General features: G+C 72.9%; 19 protein-coding genes and 1 other RNA gene. 18 read left to right on the top strand and 2 right to left on the bottom strand.

Annotated features, from left to right (window positions below):
• Nucleotides 1–14: 14 nt before the first annotated feature.
• Nucleotides 15–1,121 (top strand): peptide chain release factor 2, encoded by a 1,107-nt coding sequence (gene prfB / locus ABZ340_RS11315; RefSeq protein ID WP_358781507.1) that lies wholly within the window; start codon nt 15–17, stop codon nt 1,119–1,121.
• A 305-nt stretch (nt 1,122–1,426) separates the two neighbouring features.
• Nucleotides 1,427–2,173, top strand: coding sequence for a hypothetical protein (locus ABZ340_RS11310; RefSeq protein WP_358781506.1), 747 nt, complete (start codon nt 1,427–1,429; stop codon nt 2,171–2,173).
• 97 nt (nt 2,174–2,270) lie between these two features.
• Here ABZ340_RS11310 and ABZ340_RS11305 read toward each other — a convergent pair whose 3' ends face one another.
• On the bottom strand, nt 2,271–2,462 hold the full coding sequence (locus tag ABZ340_RS11305; RefSeq protein WP_358781505.1) for a hypothetical protein: 192 nt from the start codon (nt 2,460–2,462) through the stop codon (nt 2,271–2,273).
• Nucleotides 2,463–2,753: 291 nt separating this feature from the next.
• Between ABZ340_RS11305 and ftsE the strand changes: the two genes are divergently transcribed.
• From ftsE to ssrA, 5 genes are all read left to right on the top strand, one after another.
• Nucleotides 2,754–3,443, top strand: coding sequence for a cell division ATP-binding protein FtsE (gene ftsE / locus ABZ340_RS11300; protein WP_029385711.1), 690 nt, complete (start codon nt 2,754–2,756; stop codon nt 3,441–3,443).
• A gap of 34 nt (nt 3,444–3,477) precedes the next feature.
• Nucleotides 3,478–4,395, top strand: a complete 918-nt coding sequence (gene ftsX, locus ABZ340_RS11295; protein WP_358781504.1) for a permease-like cell division protein FtsX — start codon at nt 3,478–3,480, stop codon at nt 4,393–4,395.
• A 68-nt stretch (nt 4,396–4,463) separates the two neighbouring features.
• A complete protein-coding gene (locus tag ABZ340_RS11290) occupies nt 4,464–5,669 on the top strand; it encodes a S41 family peptidase (RefSeq protein WP_358781503.1) in 1,206 nt (401 codons plus the stop codon).
• A 47-nt stretch (nt 5,670–5,716) separates the two neighbouring features.
• On the top strand, nt 5,717–6,196 hold the full coding sequence (gene smpB, locus ABZ340_RS11285) for an SsrA-binding protein SmpB (RefSeq protein WP_164396754.1): 480 nt from the start codon (nt 5,717–5,719) through the stop codon (nt 6,194–6,196).
• Between the two features lie 216 nt (nt 6,197–6,412).
• Nucleotides 6,413–6,813, top strand: a transfer-messenger RNA (tmRNA) gene (ssrA, locus tag ABZ340_RS11280).
• A gap of 244 nt (nt 6,814–7,057) precedes the next feature.
• Here ssrA and ABZ340_RS11275 read toward each other — a convergent pair.
• A complete protein-coding gene (locus tag ABZ340_RS11275) occupies nt 7,058–8,401 on the bottom strand; it encodes an MFS transporter (RefSeq protein ID WP_358781502.1) in 1,344 nt (447 codons plus the stop codon).
• 92 nt (nt 8,402–8,493) lie between these two features.
• Here ABZ340_RS11275 and ABZ340_RS11270 point away from each other — a divergent pair, with 92 nt between their 5' ends.
• The 11 genes from ABZ340_RS11270 to ABZ340_RS11220 all read left to right on the top strand — a co-directional run bounded on the left by ABZ340_RS11270 (nt 8,494) and on the right by ABZ340_RS11220 (nt 24,829).
• Entirely contained in the window at nt 8,494–9,465 is a 972-nt protein-coding gene (locus ABZ340_RS11270; protein ID WP_358781501.1) for a LysR family transcriptional regulator, read from the top strand.
• 636 nt (nt 9,466–10,101) lie between these two features.
• A complete protein-coding gene (locus tag ABZ340_RS11265; protein WP_358781500.1) occupies nt 10,102–11,328 on the top strand; it encodes a hypothetical protein in 1,227 nt (408 codons plus the stop codon).
• Nucleotides 11,328–13,529, top strand: coding sequence for a glycosyltransferase (locus tag ABZ340_RS11260; RefSeq protein ID WP_358781499.1), 2,202 nt, complete (start codon nt 11,328–11,330; stop codon nt 13,527–13,529). Before ABZ340_RS11265 ends, ABZ340_RS11260 begins: the two co-directional genes overlap by 1 nt.
• A gap of 146 nt (nt 13,530–13,675) precedes the next feature.
• Nucleotides 13,676–14,875 (top strand): acyltransferase family protein, encoded by a 1,200-nt coding sequence (locus ABZ340_RS11255; RefSeq protein WP_358781498.1) that lies wholly within the window; start codon nt 13,676–13,678, stop codon nt 14,873–14,875.
• A gap of 107 nt (nt 14,876–14,982) precedes the next feature.
• On the top strand, nt 14,983–15,984 hold the full coding sequence (locus ABZ340_RS11250; protein ID WP_358781497.1) for a hypothetical protein: 1,002 nt from the start codon (nt 14,983–14,985) through the stop codon (nt 15,982–15,984).
• A 145-nt stretch (nt 15,985–16,129) separates the two neighbouring features.
• Complete coding sequence (locus ABZ340_RS11245; RefSeq protein WP_358781496.1) at nt 16,130–17,515, top strand: nitrate/nitrite transporter; 1,386 nt, start codon at nt 16,130–16,132, stop codon at nt 17,513–17,515.
• 98 nt (nt 17,516–17,613) lie between these two features.
• Complete coding sequence (locus ABZ340_RS11240) at nt 17,614–18,765, top strand: uroporphyrinogen-III synthase (RefSeq protein WP_358781495.1); 1,152 nt, start codon at nt 17,614–17,616, stop codon at nt 18,763–18,765.
• 215 nt (nt 18,766–18,980) lie between these two features.
• A complete protein-coding gene (locus ABZ340_RS11235; protein ID WP_358781494.1) occupies nt 18,981–19,589 on the top strand; it encodes a CGNR zinc finger domain-containing protein in 609 nt (202 codons plus the stop codon).
• Between the two features lie 334 nt (nt 19,590–19,923).
• Nucleotides 19,924–22,239: a UvrD-helicase domain-containing protein gene (locus ABZ340_RS11230; RefSeq protein WP_358781493.1), complete on the top strand. Its 2,316-nt coding sequence runs from the start codon at nt 19,924–19,926 to the stop codon at nt 22,237–22,239.
• Between the two features lie 529 nt (nt 22,240–22,768).
• On the top strand, nt 22,769–24,187 hold the full coding sequence (locus tag ABZ340_RS11225) for an NAD-dependent malic enzyme (protein WP_358781492.1): 1,419 nt from the start codon (nt 22,769–22,771) through the stop codon (nt 24,185–24,187).
• A 360-nt stretch (nt 24,188–24,547) separates the two neighbouring features.
• On the top strand, nt 24,548–24,829 hold the full coding sequence (locus ABZ340_RS11220) for an HU family DNA-binding protein (RefSeq protein WP_029382097.1): 282 nt from the start codon (nt 24,548–24,550) through the stop codon (nt 24,827–24,829).
• Nucleotides 24,830–25,065 lie beyond the last annotated feature (236 nt).

Here is a 25,065-nt window from a genome sequence, read left to right as displayed (position 1 = left end):
GTTACGCTGGATGCGTGGCAGTCGTCGATGTATCCGAAGAGCTCAAGTCCCTCTCCTCGACCATGGAGTCGATCGAGGCCGTTCTGGACCTCGACAAGATGAGGGCAGACATCGCCGTGCTCGAGGAGCAGGCGGCCGCGCCGTCCCTGTGGGACAACCCGGACGAGGCGCAGAAGATCACCAGCAGGCTCTCCCACCTCCAGGCCGAGGTCCGCAAGGCGGAGGCCCTGCGCGGGCGGATCGACGATCTCGCCGTGCTCTTCGAGATGGCCGAGGAGGAGGACGACCCGGACACCCGCGCCGAGGCCGAGGCGGAGCTCGCCGCGGTCCGCAAGGCGCTGGACGAGATGGAGGTCCGCACGCTCCTCAGCGGCGAGTACGACGCCCGTGAGGCGCTCGTCAACATCCGCGCCGAGGCCGGTGGCGTCGACGCCGCCGACTTCGCCGAGAAGCTCCAGCGCATGTACCTGCGCTGGGCCGAGCAGCGCGGCTACAAGACCGAGATCTACGAGACGTCGTACGCGGAGGAGGCCGGCATCAAGTCGACCACCTTCGCCGTGCAGGCGCCGTACGCCTACGGCACCCTCTCCGTCGAGCAGGGCACGCACCGGCTGGTGCGCATCTCGCCGTTCGACAACCAGGGCCGCCGGCAGACCTCCTTCGCGGGCGTCGAGGTGCTCCCCGTCGTCGAGCAGTCCGACCACGTCGACATCGACGAGTCGGAGCTGCGCATCGACGTCTACCGGTCCTCCGGCCCGGGCGGCCAGGGCGTGAACACCACCGACTCCGCGGTGCGCATCACCCACCTCCCGACCGGCATCGTCGTCTCCTGCCAGAACGAGCGCTCGCAGATCCAGAACCGGGCGACCGCGATGAACGTCCTCCAGGCCAAGCTGCTGGAGCGGCGCCGCCAGGAGGAGCAGGCCAAGATGGACGCCCTCAAGGGCGACGGCGGCAACTCCTGGGGCAACCAGATGCGTTCGTACGTGCTGCACCCCTACCAGATGGTCAAGGACCTGCGCACCGAGTACGAAGTCGGCAACCCCGAGGCCGTGTTCAACGGCGAGATCGACGGCTTCCTGGAAGCCGGAATTCGCTGGCGCAAGCAGCAGGAGAAGTAGGACCCGGCGAATACGCCGTTTTGTCGACAAGGCAACTGCCGCCCACCGGGTGGCAGTTGCCTTTTCCGTTCCCTATGTCGGGGTTCCACATCACACTCACACACCAACCCGTCCGGCATTCCCCCCTTACCCGGACATCACGTACGCAATGACCTTGACGTTGCTTTGAAAAATGGGAAGGGTGAGGCGCGGCATGCGTATTTCTGGGGCGCATGTGAACCGGGGGGCTTTACTTCAGCTACCTCCGTCGATCACGGCCCCGAACGCCGCCTCACTGACGATGAGCTACTGGGGGTAGCAACCACATGACGAAGAAGATGCGGATCCGTGTCGCTCGGATAGCGGCCGGTGCCGTGATCGCGGCCGGCGCCTCGCTGACCGCCGCGGGTGCCGCTTCGGCGCTCGAGATCGGCGTGAACGTCGGCGCCGGTGACGACGGCCTGGACGCCGGCGTCAACATCGGCCTCGGCGGTGGCGAGGAGGACCCGAACACGCCGCCCACCGACCCGGGCATCCCGACCGACCCGAACCCGCCGACCACCGACCCGGGCACGCCGCCCACCACCGACCCGGGCACCCCGCCCACCACCGACCCGGGCACGCCGCCCACCACCGACCCGGGCACCCCGCCCACCACCGACCCCGGCACCCCGCCCACCACCGACCCGGGCAACCCCGGCGGCGACAACCCCGGCGGCGGCAACCCGGGTGGCGACAACCCCGGCGGCGGCAACCCGGGCGGTGACAACCCCGGTGGCGGCAACCCCGGCAACAACTCCGGTGGCGGGCACGGCGGCAACAACACCAACCCCGACGGCGGCTCCAACGCCTCCACCCAGGAGCAGGGCTCCTCGGCCCTGACCGACACCGGCGCGGACCCCGTCCCGGCCGCCAACGCCTCCGCCCAGAACGGCGGCGGCAAGGAGCTCGCCGAGACCGGTGCCGCGGAGACCACGTTCCTGCTGGTCGGCGCCGCCACGATGATCGCCGGCGGTATCGGCTTCCGTATGCTGCCGCGCCTGGTGGGCGGCCGCGGCGGCGCCACCGCCTGACGGTAGTCACCCGCGTACCCACCGTACGCACGGCACAGGCCAAGGGGCCCGGAGCGCAGCCGGCGCGCTCCGGGCCCCCGCCGCGTCCGGGGCCGCCTCAGGCGGTCTGGTGGGCCAGCAGCGCCACCGCCGCGACCAGCACCGCCAACAGCGCGACCAGCGCCATCGGGTTCAGCCCCGTGAAGAAGTTCTCCTGCTGCAGCCGCTCGCGGTTCGCCCGGCACACCGGGCACCGGCCCTCGCTCACGGGCGCCGCGCAGTTCGCGCACACCAGCCGGTCGTACGTCATGCGCTCGCCCTCCTTACACCGGTTCCACGTACACAACGCCCACGCCACCGCGAACGTTCCCTTTCCACTGTGCCAGGTTCCGCGGACCGCTGCGCGCGCTCCCCGGGGAGCGCGCGCCCGGGACCGAGAGACCGGGAGGCCGAGGGGCCGAGAGACCGAGAGACCGGAAGACCGGGACCGGGCGCCGGACAAAACGTGCAACCCTTGCGCAACCCCGACCGGTGACTGCGGCCCCTACCCCGGTTCGCGTATGGTCACGCTCATCTACCCCCGGCGACCCGTGGTGCATCCGTGATCCGATTCGACAACGTCTCCAAGGTCTACCCCAAGCAGAACCGGCCCGCCCTCAGGGATGTCTCCCTGGAGGTCGAGAAGGGCGAGTTCGTCTTCCTCGTGGGGTCCTCCGGCTCCGGCAAGTCCACCTTCCTGCGGCTGATCCTCCGCGAGGAGCGGGCCAGCCACGGGCAGGTGCACGTCCTGGGCAAGGACCTCGCACGCCTCTCCAACTGGAAGGTGCCGCAGATGCGCCGCCAGCTGGGGACCGTGTTCCAGGACTTCCGGCTGCTGCCGAACAAGACCGTCGCCGAGAACGTGGCCTTCGCGCAGGAGGTCATCGGCAAGTCCCGCGGCGAGATCCGCAAGTCCGTGCCCCAGGTGCTCGACCTCGTCGGCCTCGGCGGCAAGGAGGACCGGATGCCCGGCGAGCTCTCCGGCGGTGAGCAGCAGCGTGTCGCGATCGCCCGGGCCTTCGTCAACCGGCCCAAACTGCTGATCGCCGACGAGCCGACCGGCAACCTCGACCCGCAGACCTCCGTCGGCATCATGAAACTGCTCGACCGGATCAACCGCACCGGTACGACCGTGGTGATGGCGACCCACGACCAGAACATCGTGGACCAGATGCGCAAGCGCGTCATCGAGCTGGAGAAGGGCCGCCTCGTCCGCGACCAGGCCCGCGGCGTCTACGGCTACCAGCACTGATCCCCCGTCCACGGAAAGGCCCGAAGAAGACGCCATGCGCGCGCAGTTCGTTTTCCAGGAGATTGGTGTCGGTCTCCGCCGCAACCTGACGATGACCTTCGCCGTCATCGTCTCCGTCGGCCTGTCCCTGGCCCTGTTCGGCGGCTCCCTGCTGATGAGCGACCAGGTCAACCAGATGAAGGGCTACTGGTACGACAAGGTCAACGTCTCGATCTTCCTCTGCAACAAGAGCGACGCGGAGTCCGACCCGAACTGTGCCAAGGGCGCCGTCACCACCGAGCAGAAGCAGCAGATCAAGAACGACCTGGACAAGATGGCGGTCGTCGACGAGGTGCTGTACGAGTCGCAGGACGAGGCGTACAAGCACTACAAGGAGCAGTTCGGCGACTCCCCGCTGGCCAGTTCGCTCACCCCGGACCAGATGCAGGAGTCGTACCGCATCAAGCTGAAGGACCCGGAGAAGTACCAGGTCATCGCGACCGCCTTCAACGGCCGCGCGGGCGTGCAGTCGGTGCAGGACCAGAAGGGCATCCTGGACAACCTCTTCAAGCTGCTGGGGTACCTCAACTGGGCCGCGCGCGGCGTGATGCTCGTCATGCTGGTCGTGGCGCTGCTGCTGATCGTCAACACGGTGCGCGTCTCGGCGTTCAGCCGCCGCCGCGAGACCGGCATCATGCGCCTGGTCGGCGCCTCCGGCTTCTACATCCAGGCGCCGTTCATCATGGAGGCCGCGGTCGCCGGCCTCGTCGGCGGCACCATCGCCTGCTCCTTCCTCGTGCTCGGCCAGTACTTCGTCATCGACAACGGCATGGCCCTGTCCGAGAAGCTGCCGCTGATCAACTTCGTCGGCTGGGACGCCGTGCTCACCAAGCTGCCGCTCATCCTCGCGGCGAGCTTCCTGATGCCCGCGCTGGCCGCGTTCTTCGCGCTGCGCAAGTATCTGAAGGTGTGACACATGCCGCGAGGGGCCGTACGGACAACCGTCCGTACGGCCCTTTTCGTTGTCCTAGACTCACCGGCATGTCAGGTCGTGACCTGTTCTGTCAGCCCCGCCGCTACCGCCACGGGGCCGCCCTGACCTTGGTGTTCGCGAGTGTGCTCGCCGCGGGGGCGGCCACCGGATCGTTTCCTCAGACGGAGCGGGCGGACCGGGCGGACCGGAAGTCCGCGGCGGGTGAGACCCGTTCGGCCGTGCCCGTCGGGCACCGGCAGGACGTGGCCCGGGCGGCGGCCGAGGCGATGGCCGACGGCAAGTCGCCCGTGGAGGCCGCCGAGCGCGCCGTCAGCCGCAGCGGCGACCGCTGGGCCGCCGTCTACTCGCGGGGCGAGTACGAGGAGCTGGAGGAGGCCCTCGACGGCCGCTACACCGGCGTCGGCCTGTGGGCGCGGCGCGAGCGGGACGGCCGGATCGAGGTGACGAAGGTACGGGCCGGCTCGCCCGCCGGCACCGCCGGGATCCGCGCGGGCGACCGGCTGCGCAGCGTCGACGGCGAGCCGGTCGACGGGCGTCCCGTCACCGAGGTGGTCGCCCTGCTGCGCGGCGACGCCACCGGCGCGCCCGCCGGCACCACCGTCCGGCTGGGCCTGGAGCGCGGTACGCGCGCGTGGAGCCTCACCCTGCACCGGGCCCGCCTGTCGACGGACTCCGTCACCGTCCGGGAGCTGCCCGGCGGGGTCACCGTCATCAAGGTCGCCACGTTCACCCGGGGCACCGGCGAGCGGGTCCGCACCGCCGTGCAAAAGGCCCCGCCCCGCGACGGGGTCGTCCTCGACCTGCGCGGCAACTCCGGCGGCCTGGTCGCCGAGGCCGTCACGGCCGCCTCCGCCTTCCTCGACGGCGGCCTCGTCGCCACCTACGACGTCGACGGCGAGCAGCGCGTCCTGCACGCCGAGCCCGGCGGCGACACCTCCAGACCCCTGGTCGCCCTCGTCGACGGCGGCACGATGAGCGCGGCCGAACTCCTCACCGGAGCCCTGAAGGACCGCGGACGCGCGGTCGTCGTGGGCTCCCGCACCTTCGGCAAGGGCTCGGTGCAGATGCCGAGCCGGCTGCCCGGCGGCTCGGTCGCCGAGCTGACCGTCGGCCACTACCGCACCCCCTCCGGCCGCGGTGTCGACGGCACGGGCATCACGCCCGACCTGGAGGTCGACCCCGGCGACCCGGAGGCCCTCCAGCGGGCCCGGACGGTGCTCAGCGGCCTGGGACAGGAACCGCCACCCGCGTAAATCGGCTTCCCGCGAGCCCCCTGTGTAGTGCGAAAATGGTCGGCACTATGGCTAAGGAAAAAGGGCGCAAGCTGATCGCGCAGAACAAGAAGGCGCGGCACGACTACCACATCCTCGACACCTACGAGGCCGGTCTCGTCCTCACCGGGACCGAGGTGAAGTCGCTGCGCCAGGGGCGGGCGTCGCTGGCCGACGGCTTCGTGCAGCTGGACGGGCACGAGGCGTGGCTGCACAACGTGCACGTGCCGGAGTACAGCCAGGGCACCTGGACCAACCACAGCGCCCGCCGCAAGCGGAAGCTGCTGCTGCACCGCGTGGAGATCGACAAGCTGGAGTCGAAGTCCCAGGAGACGGGGCACACGATCGTGCCGCTCGCGCTGTACTTCAAGGACGGCCGCGCCAAGATCGAGATTGCGCTGGCGCGCGGCAAGAAGGAGTACGACAAGCGCCAGACCCTGCGCGAGAAGCAGGACCGGCGTGAGGCCGAGCGGGCGATGTCGGCGATCCGGCGGCGGCAGCGGGCGTGACCCGCCTCACCCCGGGCACCCGGGCACCCGGGAATGATCCGCGGCCGGGGCGCGTTGGACCCGGTACCGCGGCGGGACGACCGTCGAACGAACCGGCAGGGCGATCGCCGGGGAACGGCGGGGCGACCGCTGGGAATACGGTGGCATCGATGGGCGTTGGTCCCTTACGATGGCACCTGCACCTCACGGTGGGTGCGCACCTTGAGAAATCAACATGGGGATGATCGGTTTCGACAGCGGCTGTCGAAGCAGGGGAAGCGTGTCGAGGAAGCGGCCATGATCTCGTAAACCACAGGCCGAAAAAAATAATCGCCAACACCAAGCGCGATTCCTCCCAGCAGGCCTTCGCCCTCGCTGCCTGATCTCAGGTAGCAGAGCGAGCCTCCTATCAAGGGAGTGTCAGCCCGGGGCTGTTCCCGACCCGGATCCTGGCATCAGCTAGGGAACTAAACCTCTAGACCCGGTCACGGGGTGTAGAGGGAAATCAAACAGTGACTGAGCCCGTCGGAGACTTGTCCGCGTGATCTCCGGGGCCGAGAAAAGCGAAGCGGACTGCACACGGAGAAGCCCTGGTTCTGCACCGTTGGACGCGGGTTCGATTCCCGCCATCTCCACGATCGGGAGGCCACCGGCCTCCCACCCATGTGGGCGAAGGCCCCGCCGCGTCGAACGGCGGGGCCTTCGTCATGTCCGCAGGTCAGCGCGTTCGCCGCGTGCCGCGGCCGGTCCGGGCCCTCCGTGCGGGCCGCCGGTGGCCCGGCTCGCGCACCGCCGCCCCGGCACGGCGCCGGGTCGCCGCCGAGGCCGGGCGCTTGCCGCTGAGCGTGCAGGAGACGGTGCTGGGCGCCACCCCGGCGCGTGTCAGTGGTCCGCGCGGGAACCGGACCGGGAACCGGGCAGCGGCAGCAGGGTGATCAGCAGGGCCAGCGCGGCGGCGGCCGGCGGAACGCCGTACCCGGCGGCGGCCGAGAGGTGTTCCGCGACCCAGCCGCCGGCCGCGCTGCCGCAGGCGATGCCGCCGAGCAGGCCGGTGACCGCGAGGGTCATGCCCTCGTTCAGACGGCCCTCGGGGGTGCGCCGCTGGACCAGCGTCATCGTGGTGACCATCGTCGGGGCGGTCGCCATCCCCGCGAGCAGCAGCGCGCCGCCCAGCAGCGGGAGCGAGCCGGGGCCGGCCGCCGCGAGCGCCGGCAGCGTCAGCAGGGCCGTCATCGCGGCGATGCACCACGGCAGGCGGGACCACGCGGAGCCGGCCGGACGCACCGCCCCGTACAGCAGGCCCGCCGCGCACGAACCGGCTGCCTGGAGGGCGAGGACCACACCCGCCGCCGTACCGTGCCCGCGCGCGTCCGCGAACGCGATCGTGACGACCTCCATCGACCCGAACACCGCGCCCGTCGCCAGGCACACCGCCAGCAGCGGCGGTATGCCCGGGGACCGCAGAGGGGACTTCGGCCCCGCCCCGGCCGTGCCCCGCGCCCGCGCGGCGGGCGGTTCGGTGGCGCGCTGGGCCGTGAAGAGCAGCATGCCCGCCAGCAGCAGGAAGGCGCCCACGAGCGTGCCCGCCTCCGGGAAGAACGTCCCGCACAGGAAGACCGCCAGCACCGGGCCCAGCATGAAGCACAGCTCGTCGGTGGCCTGCTCGAAGGAGTTCGCGGTGTGCAGGGCCGCCGCGTCGCCCTTGAACAGGTGGTCCCAGCGGGCGCGGGACATCCCGCCGGTGTTGGGGGTGGTGGCGGTCGCGGCGTACGCGGCGAACAGCGTCCAGTCGGGGGCGCCGTGGCGCACGCACAGCAGCAGGGCGAGGGAGCCGAGCACAGCGACCAGCGTGGCGGGCAGTGCCACCCGGGCCTGCCCGTGCCGGTCGATCAGCCGCGCGGTCCACGGGGCGACCAGCGCGGTGGCCGCCAGCCCCGTCGCGGTGACGGCGCCGGCGAGGGCGTAGGAGCCCCGCGTACCGGCGATCATCACGACCGCGCTCACGCTGAACATGCCCATGGGCAGGCGGGCGACGAGATTCCAGGCCGTGAACGCGCGGGCGCCGGGGGCGGCGAACAGGCGGCGGTAGGGGCCGGGCGGGCGTCCGGCGCCGGGGCGTGCCCGGTCCGGGGCGCGGGACCCGAAGTCGGCGGCGACGAGGGTGTCGCCGGTGACGGTGAGCAGGGGAGCGGGCGTGGACGGGCGGGGGGACCTCGGCTGCGGCATGGAGCAACGGTCACCCGGGGCCGATCACGGGGTCCAACACCTTCTCCGCACCGATTCACTCACCGCCGTTGTGAATCCGGTACGTTCACCGGATGCCGCCGCCACGCCATCTCGACCCCCGCCTCCTGCGCGCCTTCCTCACCGTCGCCGAGGAACTGCACTTCACCCGGGCCGCCGCCCGCCTGTACGTCGCCCAGCAGGCGCTGAGCCGCGATGTACGGCGCCTGGAGCGGGAGTTGGGCGCCGAGCTGTTCGTCCGGACCACCCGCCAGGTGACGCTCACCCCCGACGGCGAGCGGCTGCTGCCCCACGCGCGCCGTCTGCTCCAGGCCCAGGACGACCTCCTCGCCGCCTTCGGGCAGGCCCGCCCCCTGCTGGTGGACCTCAACTCCCCGGGCCTGGCCACCGGGCGCCGCGTCCTGGAGCTGGCCCGCGAACTCGCCCCCGCCCAGGAGCTGATGGCCCGCTACGAGAGCGGCCTGACCGGCGCCGCGGCCGAGATCCTCGCGGGGCGCCTCGACGTGTCGTTCGGACGCCTCGCCGGACTGGACCCGGCCCTGCGGGCCGGACTCGGCCACCAGCCCGTGCGCTACGAGCCCATGGCACTCGTCCTGCCGGAGGACCACCGGCTGGCCTCCCGGGAGGAGGTGCCGCTCGCGGAACTGGCGGGGGAGACGGTGTACGCCGGGGCCGGGAACCCGCGCACGCCGGAGTGGACCGACCTCGCCCGCCGCCTCTTCGAGGGACGCGGCATCGAGGTGGCGCCCCCCGCTCCGCTGGCCGTCGGCGACGAGGAGTTCCAGAGGCTCATGGCGAAGACACGCCACCCGGTCCTGGCCGTGGTGGACTTTCCGGCCCTGGCGCGGACGGTGGTGCGGCCCCTCGTCGATCCGGTGCCGCTGTCGCCCGTGTCGCTGGTCTGGCGGAAGGGGCTGGTGCACCCCGCGCTCGACGCCCTGCGCCGGGCCGCGGGCCGGCTCGCCGCCGAGGAGGGCTGGCTGAAGCGGCCCACGGGGGGATGGATTCCGGCCATTGACGCGCGAGTGATGTCCGGTCACACCTGACACCTGGCGCACACACCTTCCACGTGTGCGCTACATTCATGTTCTGAGCACGGTGTGGTAGAGGGGGCGCTCGGACCCGGTGGGGGCCTGGTCCGGTCGGCGGGTGCTCGGGGTCGTAGGCGCTTCCGGAACCGACCCGTGGGGGGAAGTGCGCGCGTGAACAAGTGGCAGAAAGACGCCCAACCCGAAGGGACCGAGGCCGCGTCCTCGCCCCGGCGTCTCCCGGAGCCGCCGGAGGAACGGGAGGACGAGGGCGTCATACCGGCGTCGCCGGAAACCGCGGTCGGGGACATACGCCGCGCCCGCCTGGAGTTCGCCGGGAACGCCCCCCGCCCGGGGGCCGTCGCGAGCGGCCCGCGCGCGGAGGCCGCCACGCGTGGGGCGCCGTCCGCCCGGCGGGTCCCGGACGACGCGGAGAGGACCACGACGCTGCGGCTGCCGAGGGCTCCGGAGGCCGGGCAGGCCGCCGTGCCACGCCCCCGGAGTGCTCCGGACGCCGGGGAGACCGCGGTGTTGCCGGTTGGGCGGCGTGCGGGTGCCGAGGGGGCTGCGGTGTCGCGTTCTCGGGGTGTCTCGGGTGCCGAGGGGGCTGCCGGGGTGCCGGTTGGGCGGCGTGCGGGTGCCGAAGAGGCTGCCGTGTCGCGTCCTCGGGGCGCCTCGGACGCCGAAGAGACCGCCGTACTGCCCACCGAGCGGCGTGCGGACGCCGACGGCGCCGTGGGGCCGCGGGCCCGGACCGGTGACGTGGACGGTGACCCGGCCGGCCGGCCGGACGTCCTGTCGGCGGTGGCCGAGACGCGCGTCCTGCCGGAGGCCGGCGGCCTCTCGGAGACCCGGGCCTTCCCGGCGACCGGGGCCTTCCCTGAGACCCGGGCCTTCCCGGCGACCGGGGCCTTCCCTGAGAGCCGCCCCCTGTCCGGAGCCCGCCGCCCTTCCCGTCCTTTCACCGTCGCGGGGCCCGTCGCCTTCACGGAGGCTGACGCCTCCGCGACCCCCGTCGCCCCTACAACCCCTGCGGCCCCTACGGCCCCCGCAACCGTCCGGGACCCCTGGCAGGGTGCCGAGACGACCGGGGCGGCCGAGCACACGCACGATCCGCACGAGGTGACCGTCCAGCTGGACGCCGTACGGCTCGGCGACGGGCGGCTGGTACGGGCCGCCCCTGGCGGACCGGACGGACCCGGCGGACCCGGCGGACCCGGCGGGCCGGACGGCACGTCCGAGGAGTCCGACGGGCCCGTCTTCGTCGACGAGTCGGGCCGCCGCGTCCGCCTCTTCCGCCGCCTCGGCATAGCCGTCGGCCTCGCCTGCGCGATGTACGCCGTCGTCATGGTCGCCACGCTGCTGTCCGGCAGCTCCGAGGCGCCCTGGCTGCCCGTGCGGGAACCGAAGGAGAGGCCGCCGGCCGGCCAGGCCGACCCCGCCCCCCTGCCCTCCCGGCCGGCCCGGCCGTCCGCCTCCGACGCTCCCACCGCCGAGGATTCCGCCCCGCCGGCCACGGACGCCGCGACGCCGACGCCCGGCCCCGGCACCACCGCGCCCGGCACCGTCCCGGCCCTCCCGCAACCGGACGGCACCACCACCCCCGAGCCCGCCCCGGCCCGGACCGTTCCCGGGCCGGGCGGCGGCGCGGCCGAACCCGGCCCGACGGGAACGAGCGGTCAGCCGTCCACCGGCACGCCGGACCCGTCCCCGACCCAGAGCGGCGGGCTCCCGACCGTCCCGAGCACGGGCATCGGCACCCTCCCCGGCGGCGGCACGCCGGCCGGCGGACCGAACGACCGATCCTCCCGCGCCACAGGCGCCTCCACAGCACCCGGCGCCCCCGCCGCATCCGCACCGTCCCCGGAGTACCTCCTCTGATGGCCTTCCCCACCCGCCGTCACGGCACCGCGACCGCGGCCCGTGGCGGCTCCCGGCGTCGCCGCCTGCCCCTGCGCCTGCTGCTGCCGGTGCTCGTCCTCGTCGCCCTGATGGCGATGCTCATGCTGCGCGGGTATGTGCACAACGAGATCCTCGCCGACCACCGCGTCCAGCCACCCGCCCCCACCGACCGGGTGCCGCAGGAGATCCTGGAGGGCGGCCCGGTCATCGACACCCGCGGCGGCCGCACCGACAGCCTCGGCGTGCCCGGCCACCGCCTCGTCCTCACCTTCGACGACGGCCCGGACCCGGTCTGGACACCGAAGGTGCTGGACGTACTGAAGAAGCACGACGCGCACGCGGTGTTCTTCGTCACCGGCACCATGGCCTCCCGCCACCCGGACCTGGTCCGGCGCATGGTCGACGAGGGCCACGAGATCGGCCTGCACACCTTCGACCACCCCGACCTGTCCTTCCAGTCGAAGAAGCGCATCGACTGGGAGCTGTCGCAGAACCAGCTCGCGATATCCGGCGCGGCCGGCATCCGCACCTCCCTGTTCCGCCCGCCGTACTCCTCCTTCGCCGACGCCATGGACAACAAGTCCTGGCCGGTCACCGAGTACATCGGCAGCCGCGGGTACCTCACCGTCCTCAACAACACCGACAGCGAGGACTGGAAGAAGCCCGGCGTCGAGGAGATCATCCGCCGCGCCACGCCGAAGGACGGCGAGGGCGCCCTCGTCCTCATGCACGACTCCGGCGGCGACCGGCACCAGACCGTGCAGGCCCTGGACCGGTTCCTGCCCGGCCTGCAGAAGCAGGGGTACGAGTTCACCAACCTCACCGAGGCGCTGGGCGCGCCCAGCGCGCACACCCCGGTCACCGGCCTGGACCTGTGGAAGGGCAAGGCGTGGATCTTCTTGGTCCAGGTGTCCGAGAAGGTCACCGGCGTCCTGGTGGTGGGCCTGGCGGTCGTCGGCTTCCTCGTCATCGGCCGCTTCGCCCTGATGATCGTCCTGTCCGGCGCCCACGCCCGCCGGGTGCGCCGCAAGGGCTTCCGCTGGGGCCCGCCGGTCACCGAACCCGTGTCGGTGCTGGTCCCGGCGTACAACGAGGCCAAGTGCATCGAGAACACCGTCCGCTCGCTGATGGCCGGCGAGCACCCCATCGAGGTCATCGTCGTCGACGACGGCTCCTCCGACGGCACGGCCCGCATCGTGGAGGCGATGGGCCTGCCGGGCGTCCGGGTGATCCGCCAGCTCAACGCGGGCAAACCGGCCGCCCTCAACCGCGGCCTGGCCAACGCCCGTCACGACATCGTCGTCATGATGGACGGCGACACGGTCTTCGAACCGTCCACCATCCGCGAGCTCGTCCAGCCCTTCGGCGACCCGGAGGTGGGCGCCGTGGCGGGCAACGCCAAGGTCGGCAACAAGGGCACCCTCATCGGCGCCTGGCAGCACATCGAGTACGTGATGGGCTTCAACCTCGACCGCCGCATGTACGACGTCCTGCGCTGCATGCCGACGATCCCGGGCGCCGTCGGCGCCTTCCGCCGCTCCGCCCTCGAACGCGTCGGCGGCATGAGCGACGACACGCTCGCCGAGGACACCGACGTCACGATGGCGCTGCACCGCGACGGCTGGCGCGTGGTCTACGCGGAGAACGCCCGCGCCTGGACCGAGGCGCCGGAGACCGTGCAGCAGCTGTGGTCGCAGCGCTACCGCTGGTCCTACGGCACCATGCAGGCGATCTGGAAGCACCGCCGCGCCGTCGTCGAGAAGGGCCCCTCGGGCCGCTTCGGCCGCGTCGGCCTGCCCTTCGTCTCCCTGTTCATGGTCCTGTCCCCGCTGCTGGCGCCGCTCATCGACATCTTCCTCCTGTACGGCCTGGTCTTCGGCCCGACCGGGAAGACGATCGCGGCGTGGTTCGGCGTCCTGGCCATCCAGACGGTCTGCGCCGCGTACGCCTTCGTCCTCGACCGCGAGCGGCTCACCCCGCTGATCTCGCTGCCGCTGCAGCAGATCCTCTACCGCCAGCTGATGTACGTCGTGCTCCTCCAGTCCTGGATCACCGCGCTCACCGGCGGCCGGCTGCGCTGGCAGAAGCTGCGGCGCAAGGGCGGTGTGTCCGCGCCGCCGGGCGCGGGGGCCGTCCCCGCCCAGCGGGCGGCGGCCCTGGACGGGCGGCCGGCCGGATGACGGCACCGCCGCCCTCCGGCCCCGTGCCCACCGCCCCGTATCCCGACCCCGATCCCGTTCCGCGTACGACCGCGGCCCGGAAGGCACCGCGTACGACCGCGGCTCAGAAAGCCCCGAGCACCACCGCACCCCAGAAAGTCCCGGACATGACCGCTCCGCCCGTTCCCTCCGTGCCGCCCGCGGGGGCGGAACCCGCCCTGCCGGCGACGGCCGCACCGGCCCGGCGGGCCCCCGTCCGGGACCGCTACTTCGACCTGCTGCGCGCGCTGGCCCTCTTCCGCGTGGTCCTGTACCACCTGACGGGCTGGGCCTGGCTGCCGGTCGTGTTCCCGTCCATGGGCGTGATGTTCGCCCTCGCGGGCAACCTCATGGCCCGCTCCCTCAAGCGCCCGCCGGTGCAGGTCGTGCGCAGCAGGATGCGCCGCCTGCTGCCGCCGCTGTGGCTGCTCGGCGCGATCGGCGTCACCGGCATGCTGCTCCGGGGCTGGGGCCCGGACGCCGACGGGCAGCCGGGCTGGTGGTGGTTGCACCTGGCGTTCTGGATCCTGCCGCTGAGCGACCCGCCCTACGCCGAGGGGCTCCAGGGCGTCCACGGCCTCCTCGGCGACGACTGGGCCGCCGAGCTCGCCGGGCCGCTGTGGTACATCCGCGCCTACCTCTGGTACGTCCTGCTCTCCCCGCTGCTGCTGCGCGCCCTGCGCGCCGTGCCGTGGGTGACGGTCCTGGCGCCGGTCGCCCTGTCGGCCGCCTTCGAGTTCGGCTACCTGGACCTGCCCGGCGAGCGGATCCCCTCCGCCCTCACCGACTTCAGCACCTTCGGGGCCTGCTGGATCCTCGGCATGGCCCACCGGGAGGGCCTCCTCAAGCGCCTTCCCCGGTACGTCGTCCCGCTCGCGGCGCCGGTCATCGCGTGCGCGGGCCTGGGGTACGCGCTGACCCACGACTTCGGGACCGGCCACGACCTGGACAGCATCCCCTTCGCCCAGGCCCTGTGGTCCCTGGGGACGGTGATGCTGCTGCTGCACATCAGCCCCTCCTGGAGCGAGTGGCCGCGCCGGCTGCGCCGCTGGGACCGGCCGATCACCCTGCTCAACTCCCGGGCCGTGACGATCTACCTCTGGCACAACGTGTGCATCCTGGTCGCCGCGACCCTGTGGGACCGGCTGTGGGGGATCGACGTGCTGGAGCAGCACTTCTCCTGGCTGCTGGAGAGCCCCTGGCCGGTCCTGGCCCTCGCCTGGGTGCTCATCGGGGGCTGTGTCGTCGGGTTCGGCTGGATGGAGGACGTGGCCGCCAAGCGCAGGCCGCGGCTGTGGCCGGACGGCGGGAAGCCCACCGCCCCGTAGCCCCGTAACTCCGCCCGGGCCGGGAGCCGTTCCGCGCCCACGGGTCCCCATGGCAGACTGCCCGCGTTGCGCGAGTGAACAGGGTGGCCCGTGGGGAGCAGGTGGGGATGAGCAAGCGGCAGATCCAGAAGATGCTGCAGCTGATGGCGAGTGGGGAACCGGTCGAGCTGGCCAGCCCGATGGCGTCCGTGAAGAAGCTCGCCCGGCTCGCCTTCATCGCCCAGCAGTTCGGGTACGAGTACGCCGACGTGCGGCAGAGCTCCGGAAACGGCGCGCTGACGATGCTGATCGTGCCCGACCCCGGCCCGCAGGCGCAGGCCCGGGCGGCGCAGAACCGGGCGCAGTACCCGAACGCCGGCGACGGCGTCTCGCTGCCGCCCCTCGTGCCGGACGCCTTCGAACTCCTCAAGGCCCGGATCAACTTCGACCTGACCGGCAAGAGGGCCGAGAAGCGGATGGCGTACGGGGCGCTCGGCATCACCCTCGGGTGCGTGCTGTTCGCCTTCCGCCTGGGCGGCGCTCCCGCGGACTTCGGCGTGGCCGCGGCCGTCTGGCTGGTGCTCATGGCGCTCTTCGGCATCGCGTTCGCCGTCACCCGCAAGCGCAACGCCAAGTTCGCGGCCCGGCTGCGGGCGGCCGGGTACCTGCCGGTGACCGACGAGACCGGACGGGTGCGGTACCTGCCGCCGGGGGCGCAGCTTCCCGGGCACGGCAACCCCTTCGCAGGCGCCGCGCCCGGCGGGCCGTACGGATATCCGGCTCCGGGAACGCCGGGAGCCCCGGGAGCCCCGGGAGCCCCGGGAACACCGGCCGTGCCCGGCGCCCCCGGCCCGTACGCCGCCGCGCCTCAGACTCCCGGCCCGTACGCCCAAGGCCCGTACGCCCAAGGCCCGTACGCCCAGGGCCCGTACGCCCCCCAGGCCCCCGCGCAGCCGTATCCCCAGCAGCCCCACCCCCAGCAGCCGTACCCGCCCCAGGCCCCGCAGCAGCCCTACGGCGGACCCCACCAGCCGTACCCGCCCCAGCCTCAGCCCCAGCCGTACCCGCCCCGGCAGAACCCCCACCCCCAGCAGAACCCCCACTGGCAGCCCCGGCCCCCGCAGGGCTGACGGCGGCGCCCGAACGCGACCTCTCATCCCGCCGCCCCGCGGGGTGAGAGCAACGTTCCCTTCCGGTCACCCACCGCCACAGGGCGGAAACGCGCCCTCCCTAGCTTCGGAAGCCAGTCGAGCTCCGGAGCACCGTGGAGGCGTCATGACAGCCCCGAGCACAGCCCCCGCATCCCCGAGCAGGGGTGGCCGCTGGATCCAGCACTGGGACCCCGAGGACGAGACGTTCTGGAAGGAGACGGGGGAGAGGGTCGCCCGGCGCAACCTGCTCTTCTCCGTGCTCTCCGAGCACATCGGATTCTCGGTGTGGACCCTGTGGTCCGTGCTGGTGCTCTTCATGGGGCCGGAGTACGGGCTGACCCCGGCCGACAAGTTCCTGCTGACGTCCGTGGTCACGCTCGTCGGCGCGGTCGTGCGCGTGCCCTACACCTTCGCCATCGCCGTCTTCGGCGGCCGGAACTGGACGGTGATCTCCGCCGCCCTCCTCCTCGTGCCCACGGTCGCGGCATTCACGGTGATGGAGCCGGGCACCTCCTTCTCCACCTTCCTCCTCGTCGGCCTGCTCGCCGGCGTCGGCGGTGGCAACTTCGCCTCCTCCATGACCAACATCAACGCCTTCTTCCCGCTCCGGAAGAAGGGCTGGGCCCTCGGCCTGAACGCCGGCGGCGGCAACATCGGCGTGCCCGTCATCCAGCTCGCCGCCCTCGCGATCATCGGGGCGGGCGGCGGTCCGCGCGTGCTGCTCGGCATCTACATCCCGCTGATCGTCGTCGCCGCGGCTCTCGCCTGGCTGAAGATGGACAACATCGCGTCCGTGAAGAACGACACCGGCGCCGCCAAGGACGCCGCCCGCGACCCCCACACCTGGATCATGGCGTTCGTCTACGTCGGCACGTTCGGCTCGTTCATCGGCTACAGCTTCGCCTTCGGGCAGGTGCTGCAGAACCAGTTCGGCCGTACGCCGCTGGAGGCCGCGTACGTCACCTTCATCGGCCCGCTGCTCGGCTCGCTGATCCGGCCGCTGGGCGGATCGCTCGCCGACCGGTATGGCGGGGCGCGGATCACGCTGTGGAACTTCGTCGCCATGGGCGCCGCCACCGCGGTCCTCGTCGCCGCCGCCACGCGGGAGTCGCTCGGGCTGTTCACCGTCGCGTTCGTCGTGCTGTTCGTACTCAGCGGACTGGGCAACGGCTCCACGTTCAAGATGATCCCGGGCATCTTCCAGCGCAAGGCCCTCGCCCGGGGGCTGGCGGGCGAGGAGGCCGCCCGCTACGGCCGCCGGCTCTCCGGGGCCTCCATGGGCCTGATCGGCGCGGTCGGCGCGCTCGGCGGCGTCGGCATCAACCTCGCCTTCCGCCAGTCGTTCCTCTCCTACGGCTCCGGTACCGGCGCCTTCCTCGCCTTCCTCGCCTTCTACGCCGCCTGCTTCGCCGTCACCTGGGCCGTATACCTCCGCCGCCCGGCCGCCCGGGGCGGGACCGACCGGAGGACGGCGGAGGAGACGCCGCAGTTGAGCTACGCCGAGGTGTGACGTAACACGGGGGACACGAACCCGATCCGGGCCTGTCATGATCCGTTGACAGGCTCGTGCGGCACCTGAGCGTGGATGACCGAAGCGGGACGAGAGCCATGGACGACGAACAGCAGCGACCCGACCACGGCCCCCTGGCCGGCTTCACCGTGGGGGTGACCGCCGCCCGCCGGGCCGACGAACTGGGGGCCCTCCTCCAGCGGCGCGGAGCCGCCGTCCTGCACGCCCCCGCCCTGCGGATCGTGCCGCTCGCCGACGACAGCGAACTGCTCGCGGCGACCAAGCAGCTCATCGACCGGGCGCCGGACGTGGTCGTGGCCACCACCGCGATCGGGTTCCGGGGGTGGGTGGAGGCCGCCGACGGATGGGGGCTGGGCGAGGCCCTGCTGGAGCGGCTGCGGGCGGTGGAGCTGCTGGCCCGCGGGCCCAAGGTCAAGGGCGCGGTGCGCGCCGCCGGGCTGACCGAGGAGTGGTCGCCGTCGTCGGAGTCCATGGCCGAGGTGCTGGACCGGCTGCTGGAGGAGGGCGTCGACGGCCGCCGTGTCGCCGTCCAGCTGCACGGAGAGCCGCTGCCCGGGTTCGTGGAGGCGCTGCGGGAGGGCGGTGCCGAGGTCGTCGGGGTGCCCGTCTACCGGTGGCTGCCGCCCGAGGACCTCGGCCCCGTCGACCGGCTGCTGGACGCCGCCGTCTCCCGCGGCCTGGACGCCCTCACCTTCACCAGCGCGCCCGCCGCCGCGTCCCTGCTGAACCGGGCCGAGGAGCGCGGCCTGCTGCCCGAACTGCTCACCGCCCTCGGCCACGACGTGCTGCCGGCCTGCGTCGGCCCGGTCACCGCGGTGCCGCTCCAGGCGCGCGGCGTGGACACCGTCCAGCCCGAACGCTTCCGCCTCGGCCCCCTCGTCCAGCTGCTGTGCCGCGAACTTCCTTCCCGCGCGCGGATGTTGCCGGTCGCCGGGCACCGGGTGGAGATCCGCGGGCACGCCGTGCTGGTCGACGGCGAGCTCAGGCCCGTACCGCCCGCCGGGATGGCGCTGCTGCGGGCCCTGTCCCGGCGGCCCGGCTGGGTCGTCTCCCGCGCGGAGCTGCTGCGCGCGCTGCCGGGCGCCGGGCGCGACGAGCACGCGGTGGAGACGGCGATGGCCCGGCTGCGCACCGCCCTCGGCGCGCCGAAGCTGATCCAGACCGTCGTCAAGCGCGGCTACCGGCTCGCGCTGGACCCGGCCGCCGACGCCAAGTACGCCGACACCTGAGAGGCGGGCGCCTGAGAGGCCGACACCTGAGAGGCCGACGCCTGAGAGCCGGGCGCCGCCGCGCGGAGGGGGTTCCGGGCGCCGGGGAGGGCGGGCACTGTAGAGGGAGCGGTGCGGCTCCCCGGCTCCCGCTGCGCTTCCTCTCCGGTCCTCTCCGGCTCCTCACCGGGGCGAGCCGGTTCCCCACCGGGGTGACCCTAGGCGGTGACAGGCACATGGCACTGGGTTCGGCCACGGCCCCCTACGAGCTGCGGTTCGACACCGGGCGGATCTGCCTGGACCTCCTCGCCACCTCCCACCCCGCCGAACGGCTCGACTCCGTCGCGGTCCTGCGCGCCTGGGTCACCGGATCGGGACTGGTCCCGCCGGGCACTCCGCTGACCCACGCCGACGACTCCTGGCCACCGGCCTTCCGCGAACTGCGCGCCCACCTCGGCCCGTTGATCCGCGGCCGGGCCACCCCCGGCACCCCTCTCCACGACCGGGCCCTCGCCCGCGTCAACGAACTCGCCCGCGCCGCGCCCCCGGCCCCGTGCGCGGTCCGCGGCGAGGACGGCACGCTGATACGGCGGCTGGCGCAGCCGCCCGGCCGCGCCGCGCTGCTCGGCGCCGTCGCCCGGGACGCCGTGGACCTGCTCACCGACCCCGTCGCACGGGCCGGCCTGCGTCAGTGCGAGGGCGACAACTGCCCCATCGTCTACCTGGACACCTCCCGGGGGCGCCGCAGGCGCTGGTGCTCCAGTGAGCTCTGCGGCAACCGCGAACGCGTCGCCCGCCACCGCCACCGCCGCCGCGCCGCCCTCCCGCGCACCCGGAAGGCGTGACCTCCCTCACCCCTCACCCCGCTCGCCGCCCACCCAGGACCCGCCCCCGGCCCGTCGCCCCCTTCCCGCACCCGGCGCCCCGGGCACCTCGGACGGGCAAGCCGTCCCGGACGGACAAGCCGTCCCGTGCGGGCAAACCGTCCCGGACGGGCAGCCCGGACGGGCCGGGCGCCGCTGTACGCACACGGCGGGTGCCGCCCCCGCACCCGCCGAGACCGGCCGCTTCGAGGCCGTGACCTTCGGCGGGACGCGGCCGGCCGAGGGGGACGCGTAGCCTCCACCGGCTCCCTTCGCGTACGGTTGACGGCTGCCCAGCACGTCAGAAGGGGGCCCGGTGGCCGCACAGGCACAGCAGGAATCCGCGGTCGACTCGGTACCGGACGGCCACGACTCCGTCCGCGAGCGAGAGATCCGCGTCGAACAGGAGCACCTGGACCGGGTGTACCACCGCCTCGAGGAGAAGATCCACGAGGCCGAGTTCCTGATGGACGACGCGGCCCGGCTCGGCCAGGTCGGCACGCCCGGCGCGCTCGCCGAGCGCGACGCCCAGGTCTTCCGCGCGGGCGTCCACCTCAACCGCCTCTACAACGAGTACGAGGACTTCCTCTTCGGCCGGATCGACCTGCTGCTCGGCAAGGACGGCAAGAAGGGCCCCGACGGGGCGTACACCGCCGTGGAACCGGCCGAGGGCGCCCTCCGCGAGGACGGTACGGCCGACATCGCCGAGACCCTGCACATCGGCCGCATGGGCGTCCTGGACGAGGACTACGCCCCGCTGGTCATCGACTGGCGGGCCCCCGCCGCCGCCCCCTTCTACCGCTCCACCCCGGTCGACCCCGGCCGGGTGGTGCGCCGCCGCGTCATCCGCTCCAAGGGGCGGCGCGTCCTCGGCGTCGAGGACGACCTGATGCGCCCCGAGCTGAAGGCGTACCTCGACGGCCGGGAACTGGCCGTCATCGGCGACGGCGCGCTGATGGCCGCCCTCGGCCGGTCCCGCGGCCACACCATGCGGGACATCGTCGCCTCCATCCAGGCCGAGCAGGACCTGGTCATCCGCGCCCCCGCCGCCTCCGTGACGTACGTCGAGGGCGGCCCGGGCACGGGGAAGACGGCCGTGGCACTGCACCGCGCGGCCTACCTGCTCTACCAGGACCGCCGCCGCTACGCCGGCGGCATCCTGATCGTCTCCCCGACCCCGCTGCTGGTGGCGTACACCGAGGGCGTGCTGCCCTCCCTCGGCGAGGAGGGCCAGGTCGCCATCCGCGCGATGGGCTCCCTGGTCGACGGGGCGGAGGCCACGCTGTACGACTCCCCGTCCGTCGCCCGCGCCAAGGGCTCCTCCCGCATGCTGAAGGTGCTGCGCAAGGCCGCGCGCGGAGCCCTGGAGCTGAACGATCCGCCCGAGCGGCTCCGCGTCGTCGCCTTCGGCCGGCGGCTCGAACTGGAGGCCGAGGAGCTGGCGGAGATCCGCCGCACCGCCCTCGGCGGCACCGCCCCGGTGAACCTGCTGCGCCCCCGCGCCCGCAAGCTGCTGCTGGACGCCCTGTGGGCCAAGTCCGGCGCCGCCGGCCGCCACACCGACCCCGAGCTCGCCGCCGAGCTGCGCTCCTCCTTCGACGAGGACGTCACCGGCGAGGACTCCTTCCTCGCGTTCCTCGGCGCCTGGTGGCCGGAGCTGACCCCGCGGGACGTGCTGGCGGCCATGGCGGACGACAAGCGGCTGGGCCGCTGGTCCCGGCGGGTGCTCAACCCGGGCGAGGTCCGCAAGGTCGCCCGCTCGCTCCAGCGGGACGGGTACTCCGTGCACGACATCGCGCTGCTGGACGAGCTCCAGGCGATCCTCGGCGCCCCCGCCCGCCCCCGCCGCAAGCGCGAGATCGACCCGCTCGACCAGCTCACCGGCCTCCAGGAGCTGATGCCGGTGCGCGAGGAGACCCAGCGGGAGCGGGCCGAGCGCCTGGCGCAGGAGCGCGTCGAGTACGCCCACGTCATCGTCGACGAGGCCCAGGACCTCACGCCGATGCAGTGGCGGATGGTGGGCCGGCGCGGCCGGCACGCCACGTGGACGATCGTCGGCGACCCGGCCCAGTCCTCCTGGTCCGACCCCGACGAGGCCGCCGCCGCCCGCGACGAGGCCCTCGGCAGCCGCCCCCGCCGCCGCTTCCGCCTCACCGTGAACTACCGCAACCCCGCAGAGATCGCCGACCTGGCCTCCCGGGTGCTCGCCCTCGCCATGCCCGGCTCCGAACCGCCGACCGCGGTGCGCTCCACCGGCGTGGAGCCCCGCTTCACGGTCGTGGGCGACGCCCCCGGCTCCCTGGCGGCCACCGTCCGCGAGGAGGCCGCGCGGCTGCTGGAACGCGTCGACGGCACCGTCGGCGTCGTCGTCGCCATGCAGCGCCGCGAGGAGGCCCGGCGCTGGCTGGCCGGGCTCGGCGACCGGGTGGTGGCGCTCGGCAGCCTGGAGGCCAAGGGCCTGGAGTACGACGCGACGCTCGTCGTCTCCCCGGCCGAGATCGCCGACGAGTCGCCGGCCGGCCTGCGGGTGCTGTACGTCGCCCTGACCCGCGCCACGCAGCAGCTGACGATCGTCTCGGGGCAGCGGGACGAACCGGACGCGTCCGGGGTGCCGGACCTGCTCAGGGACTGAACTCCGGGGCCCGACGGCCCGGACGGGAACACGATCCGGCCCGGGCGGGAACAAGGACCGGCCCGGACGGGAACAAGGACCGGTCCGGGCGGGAACGCCATTCGGTCCGGAGGAGAGCGCGATCCGGCCGGACGGGAATGGCTCACCGGATCGGTTTGTTAGCCTGGATGTGGCACCGGCCCGATCCAAGCCCCCGGGCCCAACCTTAGTCGCTACGAGCGACCACTTGCCGCGAGGCGAGCATGGCGGGTCGGTGTCACCCAACGCGTCACGCTTCCTCACGCTCAGGAAGCGCCGAGGAGCATCGAGAAGCACCGAAGAGACCCACATCACCGTGTGTGATGTGGGTCTCTTTCTTTGTCCGGCCATATCTCGTATGGTGGAAGTCAGTTTCCGAAAACGGCGCCTTCGGTCGAACGGCACGCGAACAATACGTTCGCAATCCGGGGCGGCTACCACGTACTGCGCGGTAGGTGCGACGATCGGACGGCATAACTTCGCGACACGGTGAAAGCAGAGGAAGTCGGCCATGGCAACGGCGCCCAGCGTCTCCTACTCGATGACCATCCGGCTGGAGGTGCCCGCGAGCGGAACCGCCGTCTCGCAGCTCACCACTGCCGTGGAGTCCTCCGGAGGCTCGGTGACCGGCCTCGACGTCACCGCGTCCGGCCACGAGAAGCTCCGTATCGACGTCACGATCGCGGCCACCTCCACCGCGCACGCCGACGAGATCGTGGGCAAGCTCCGCGGTATCGAGGGCGTCACGCTGGGCAAGGTCTCCGACCGTACGTTCCTGATGCACCTCGGCGGCAAGATCGAGATGGCGTCGAAGCACCCCATCCGCAACCGTGACGACCTGTCCATGGTCTACACGCCGGGTGTGGCCCGCGTCTGCATGGCGATCGCCGAGAACCCCGAGGACGCCCGCCGCCTGACCATCAAGCGCAACTCCGTCGCGGTCGTCACCGACGGCTCCGCGGTGCTGGGCCTGGGCAACATCGGCCCGAAGGCCGCGCTGCCGGTCATGGAGGGCAAGGCGGCCCTGTTCAAGCGGTTCGCCGGCATCGACGCCTGGCCGATCTGCCTGGACACCCAGGACACCGACGCGATCGTCGAGATCGTCAAGGCGATCGCCCCGGGCTTCGCCGGCATCAACCTGGAGGACATCTCCGCGCCCCGCTGCTTCGAGATCGAGGCCCGGCTGCGCGAGGCCCTCGACATCCCCGTCTTCCACGACGACCAGCACGGCACCGCGATCGTCGTCCTCGCCGCCCTGACCAACGCCCTGCGCGTCGTCGACAAGTCGATCGAGAGCGTCCGGGTCGTCATGTCCGGCGCCGGCGCCGCCGGCACGGCCATCCTGAAGCTGCTGCTCGCCGCGGGCGTGAAGAACGCCGTCGTCGCCGACATCCACGGCGTGGTGCACGCAGGCCGCCAGGACCTCGTCGACGCCGCCCCCGAGTCGGCGCTGCGCTGGATCGCCGACAACACCAACCCCGAGGGCCTGACGGGCACGCTGAAGGAGGCCGTGCGCGGCGCCGACGTGTTCATCGGCGTCTCGGCCCCCAACGTCCTGGACGGCGACGACGTGGCCGCGATGGCCGACGACGCCGTGGTGTTCGCGCTCGCGAACCCCGACCCCGAGGTCGACCCGGCGATCGCCCGCCAGACCGCGGCGGTCGTCGCCACCGGCCGCTCCGACTTCCCCAACCAGATCAACAACGTGCTGGTCTTCCCGGGTGTCTTCCGCGGCCTGCTGGACGCCCAGTCCCGCACGGTCAACACCGAGATGATGCTGGCCGCCGCGAAGGCGCTGGCGGACGTGGTGACCGAGGACGAGCTGAACCCGAACTACATCGTCCCCAGCGTGTTCAACGACAAGGTCGCGGGTGCCGTGGCCGGCGCGGTGCGGGAGGCGGCGAAGGCCGCGGGAGCGACGGCCTCGTAAGATCGTCGGGCGAGGGCCGGCACCGTGACCGCCCGGTGCTGTGAGCATCGCCACGGCCGGCCGGCCCGCCCTACCGGCGCGTCGCGGAACCTCGGGTTCCGGGACGCCCTCTAGGGTGTCGGCCAGGCTTCGCCCGCTCTTCGTGTGACTCCCAAGAGTGTTCTCACGACTCCTGCGGGTGCCGGATTGGCTTTCCCGCCGCAGGTAGAGGCAGGATGCCACCCTGGGCGCGAGGGTCTGACGACGGACCCGGGTCCGGGGACTCACCGGGGACCCTGGCAGCATCGGCTTCGCCGTGCCCGACATGCGGCCCAGCCGCGTGGCACGCCTCAACGGCAAGAAACATACGGGAGTAACAACATGAACCGCAGTGAGCTGGTGGCCGCGCTGGCCGACCGCGCCGAGGTGACCCGCAAGGACGCCGACGCGGTGCTGGCCGCGTTCGCCGACGTCGTCGGCGACATCGTCGCCAAGGGCGACGAGAAGGTCACCATTCCCGGCTTCCTCACCTTCGAGCGCACCCACCGTGCCGCTCGCACCGCTCGCAACCCGCAGACCGGTGAGCCGATCCAGATCCCGGCCGGCTACAGCGTGAAGGTCTCCGCGGGCTCCAAGCTCAAGGAAGCCGCCAAGGGCAAGTGACCCTGGCGCCCGTACGCCGTGGAGCGGCGTACGGGCCTCATGGACGCCGACGGGGCGGCCACCCTCCAGAGGGTGGCCGCCCCGTCTTCGTACGGACTTCCACGGCCCCTGTACGGCACCCGTAGGGTCCTCGTGCGGACGTTCCCGTACGAGAACCCGCGCCCGGGCCCGGAACGCCTCAGCCGAGCGCCTTGCCGGGCAGCTCGACCTCGGCCCCCGGCTCCACCGGCTTCTCC

Source organism: Streptomyces sp. NPDC006134, assembly GCF_040628835.1.
Lineage (GTDB): Bacteria > Actinomycetota > Actinomycetes > Streptomycetales > Streptomycetaceae > Streptomyces.
This window is presented reverse-complemented; position numbering and strand designations above follow the sequence as displayed.

Coding starts and splice junctions, on each gene's coding strand:
- ABZ340_RS11225 (WP_358781492.1), top strand. CDS start 22,769: ATGGCAACGGCGCCCAGCGTCTCCTACTCGATGACCATCCGGCTGGAG.
- ftsX (WP_358781504.1), top strand. CDS start 3,478: ATGCGCGCGCAGTTCGTTTTCCAGGAGATTGGTGTCGGTCTCCGCCGC.
- ABZ340_RS11240 (WP_358781495.1), top strand. CDS start 17,614: ATGGACGACGAACAGCAGCGACCCGACCACGGCCCCCTGGCCGGCTTC.
- ABZ340_RS11290 (WP_358781503.1), top strand. CDS start 4,464: ATGTCAGGTCGTGACCTGTTCTGTCAGCCCCGCCGCTACCGCCACGGG.
- smpB (WP_164396754.1), top strand. CDS start 5,717: ATGGCTAAGGAAAAAGGGCGCAAGCTGATCGCGCAGAACAAGAAGGCG.
- ABZ340_RS11220 (WP_029382097.1), top strand. CDS start 24,548: ATGAACCGCAGTGAGCTGGTGGCCGCGCTGGCCGACCGCGCCGAGGTG.
- ABZ340_RS11245 (WP_358781496.1), top strand. CDS start 16,130: ATGACAGCCCCGAGCACAGCCCCCGCATCCCCGAGCAGGGGTGGCCGC.
- ABZ340_RS11310 (WP_358781506.1), top strand. CDS start 1,427: ATGACGAAGAAGATGCGGATCCGTGTCGCTCGGATAGCGGCCGGTGCC.
- ABZ340_RS11305 (WP_358781505.1), bottom strand. CDS start 2,462: ATGACGTACGACCGGCTGGTGTGCGCGAACTGCGCGGCGCCCGTGAGC.
- ABZ340_RS11235 (WP_358781494.1), top strand. CDS start 18,981: ATGGCACTGGGTTCGGCCACGGCCCCCTACGAGCTGCGGTTCGACACC.
- ABZ340_RS11260 (WP_358781499.1), top strand. CDS start 11,328: ATGGCCTTCCCCACCCGCCGTCACGGCACCGCGACCGCGGCCCGTGGC.
- ABZ340_RS11250 (WP_358781497.1), top strand. CDS start 14,983: ATGAGCAAGCGGCAGATCCAGAAGATGCTGCAGCTGATGGCGAGTGGG.
- ABZ340_RS11275 (WP_358781502.1), bottom strand. CDS start 8,401: ATGCCGCAGCCGAGGTCCCCCCGCCCGTCCACGCCCGCTCCCCTGCTC.
- ABZ340_RS11255 (WP_358781498.1), top strand. CDS start 13,676: ATGACCGCTCCGCCCGTTCCCTCCGTGCCGCCCGCGGGGGCGGAACCC.
- ABZ340_RS11270 (WP_358781501.1), top strand. CDS start 8,494: ATGCCGCCGCCACGCCATCTCGACCCCCGCCTCCTGCGCGCCTTCCTC.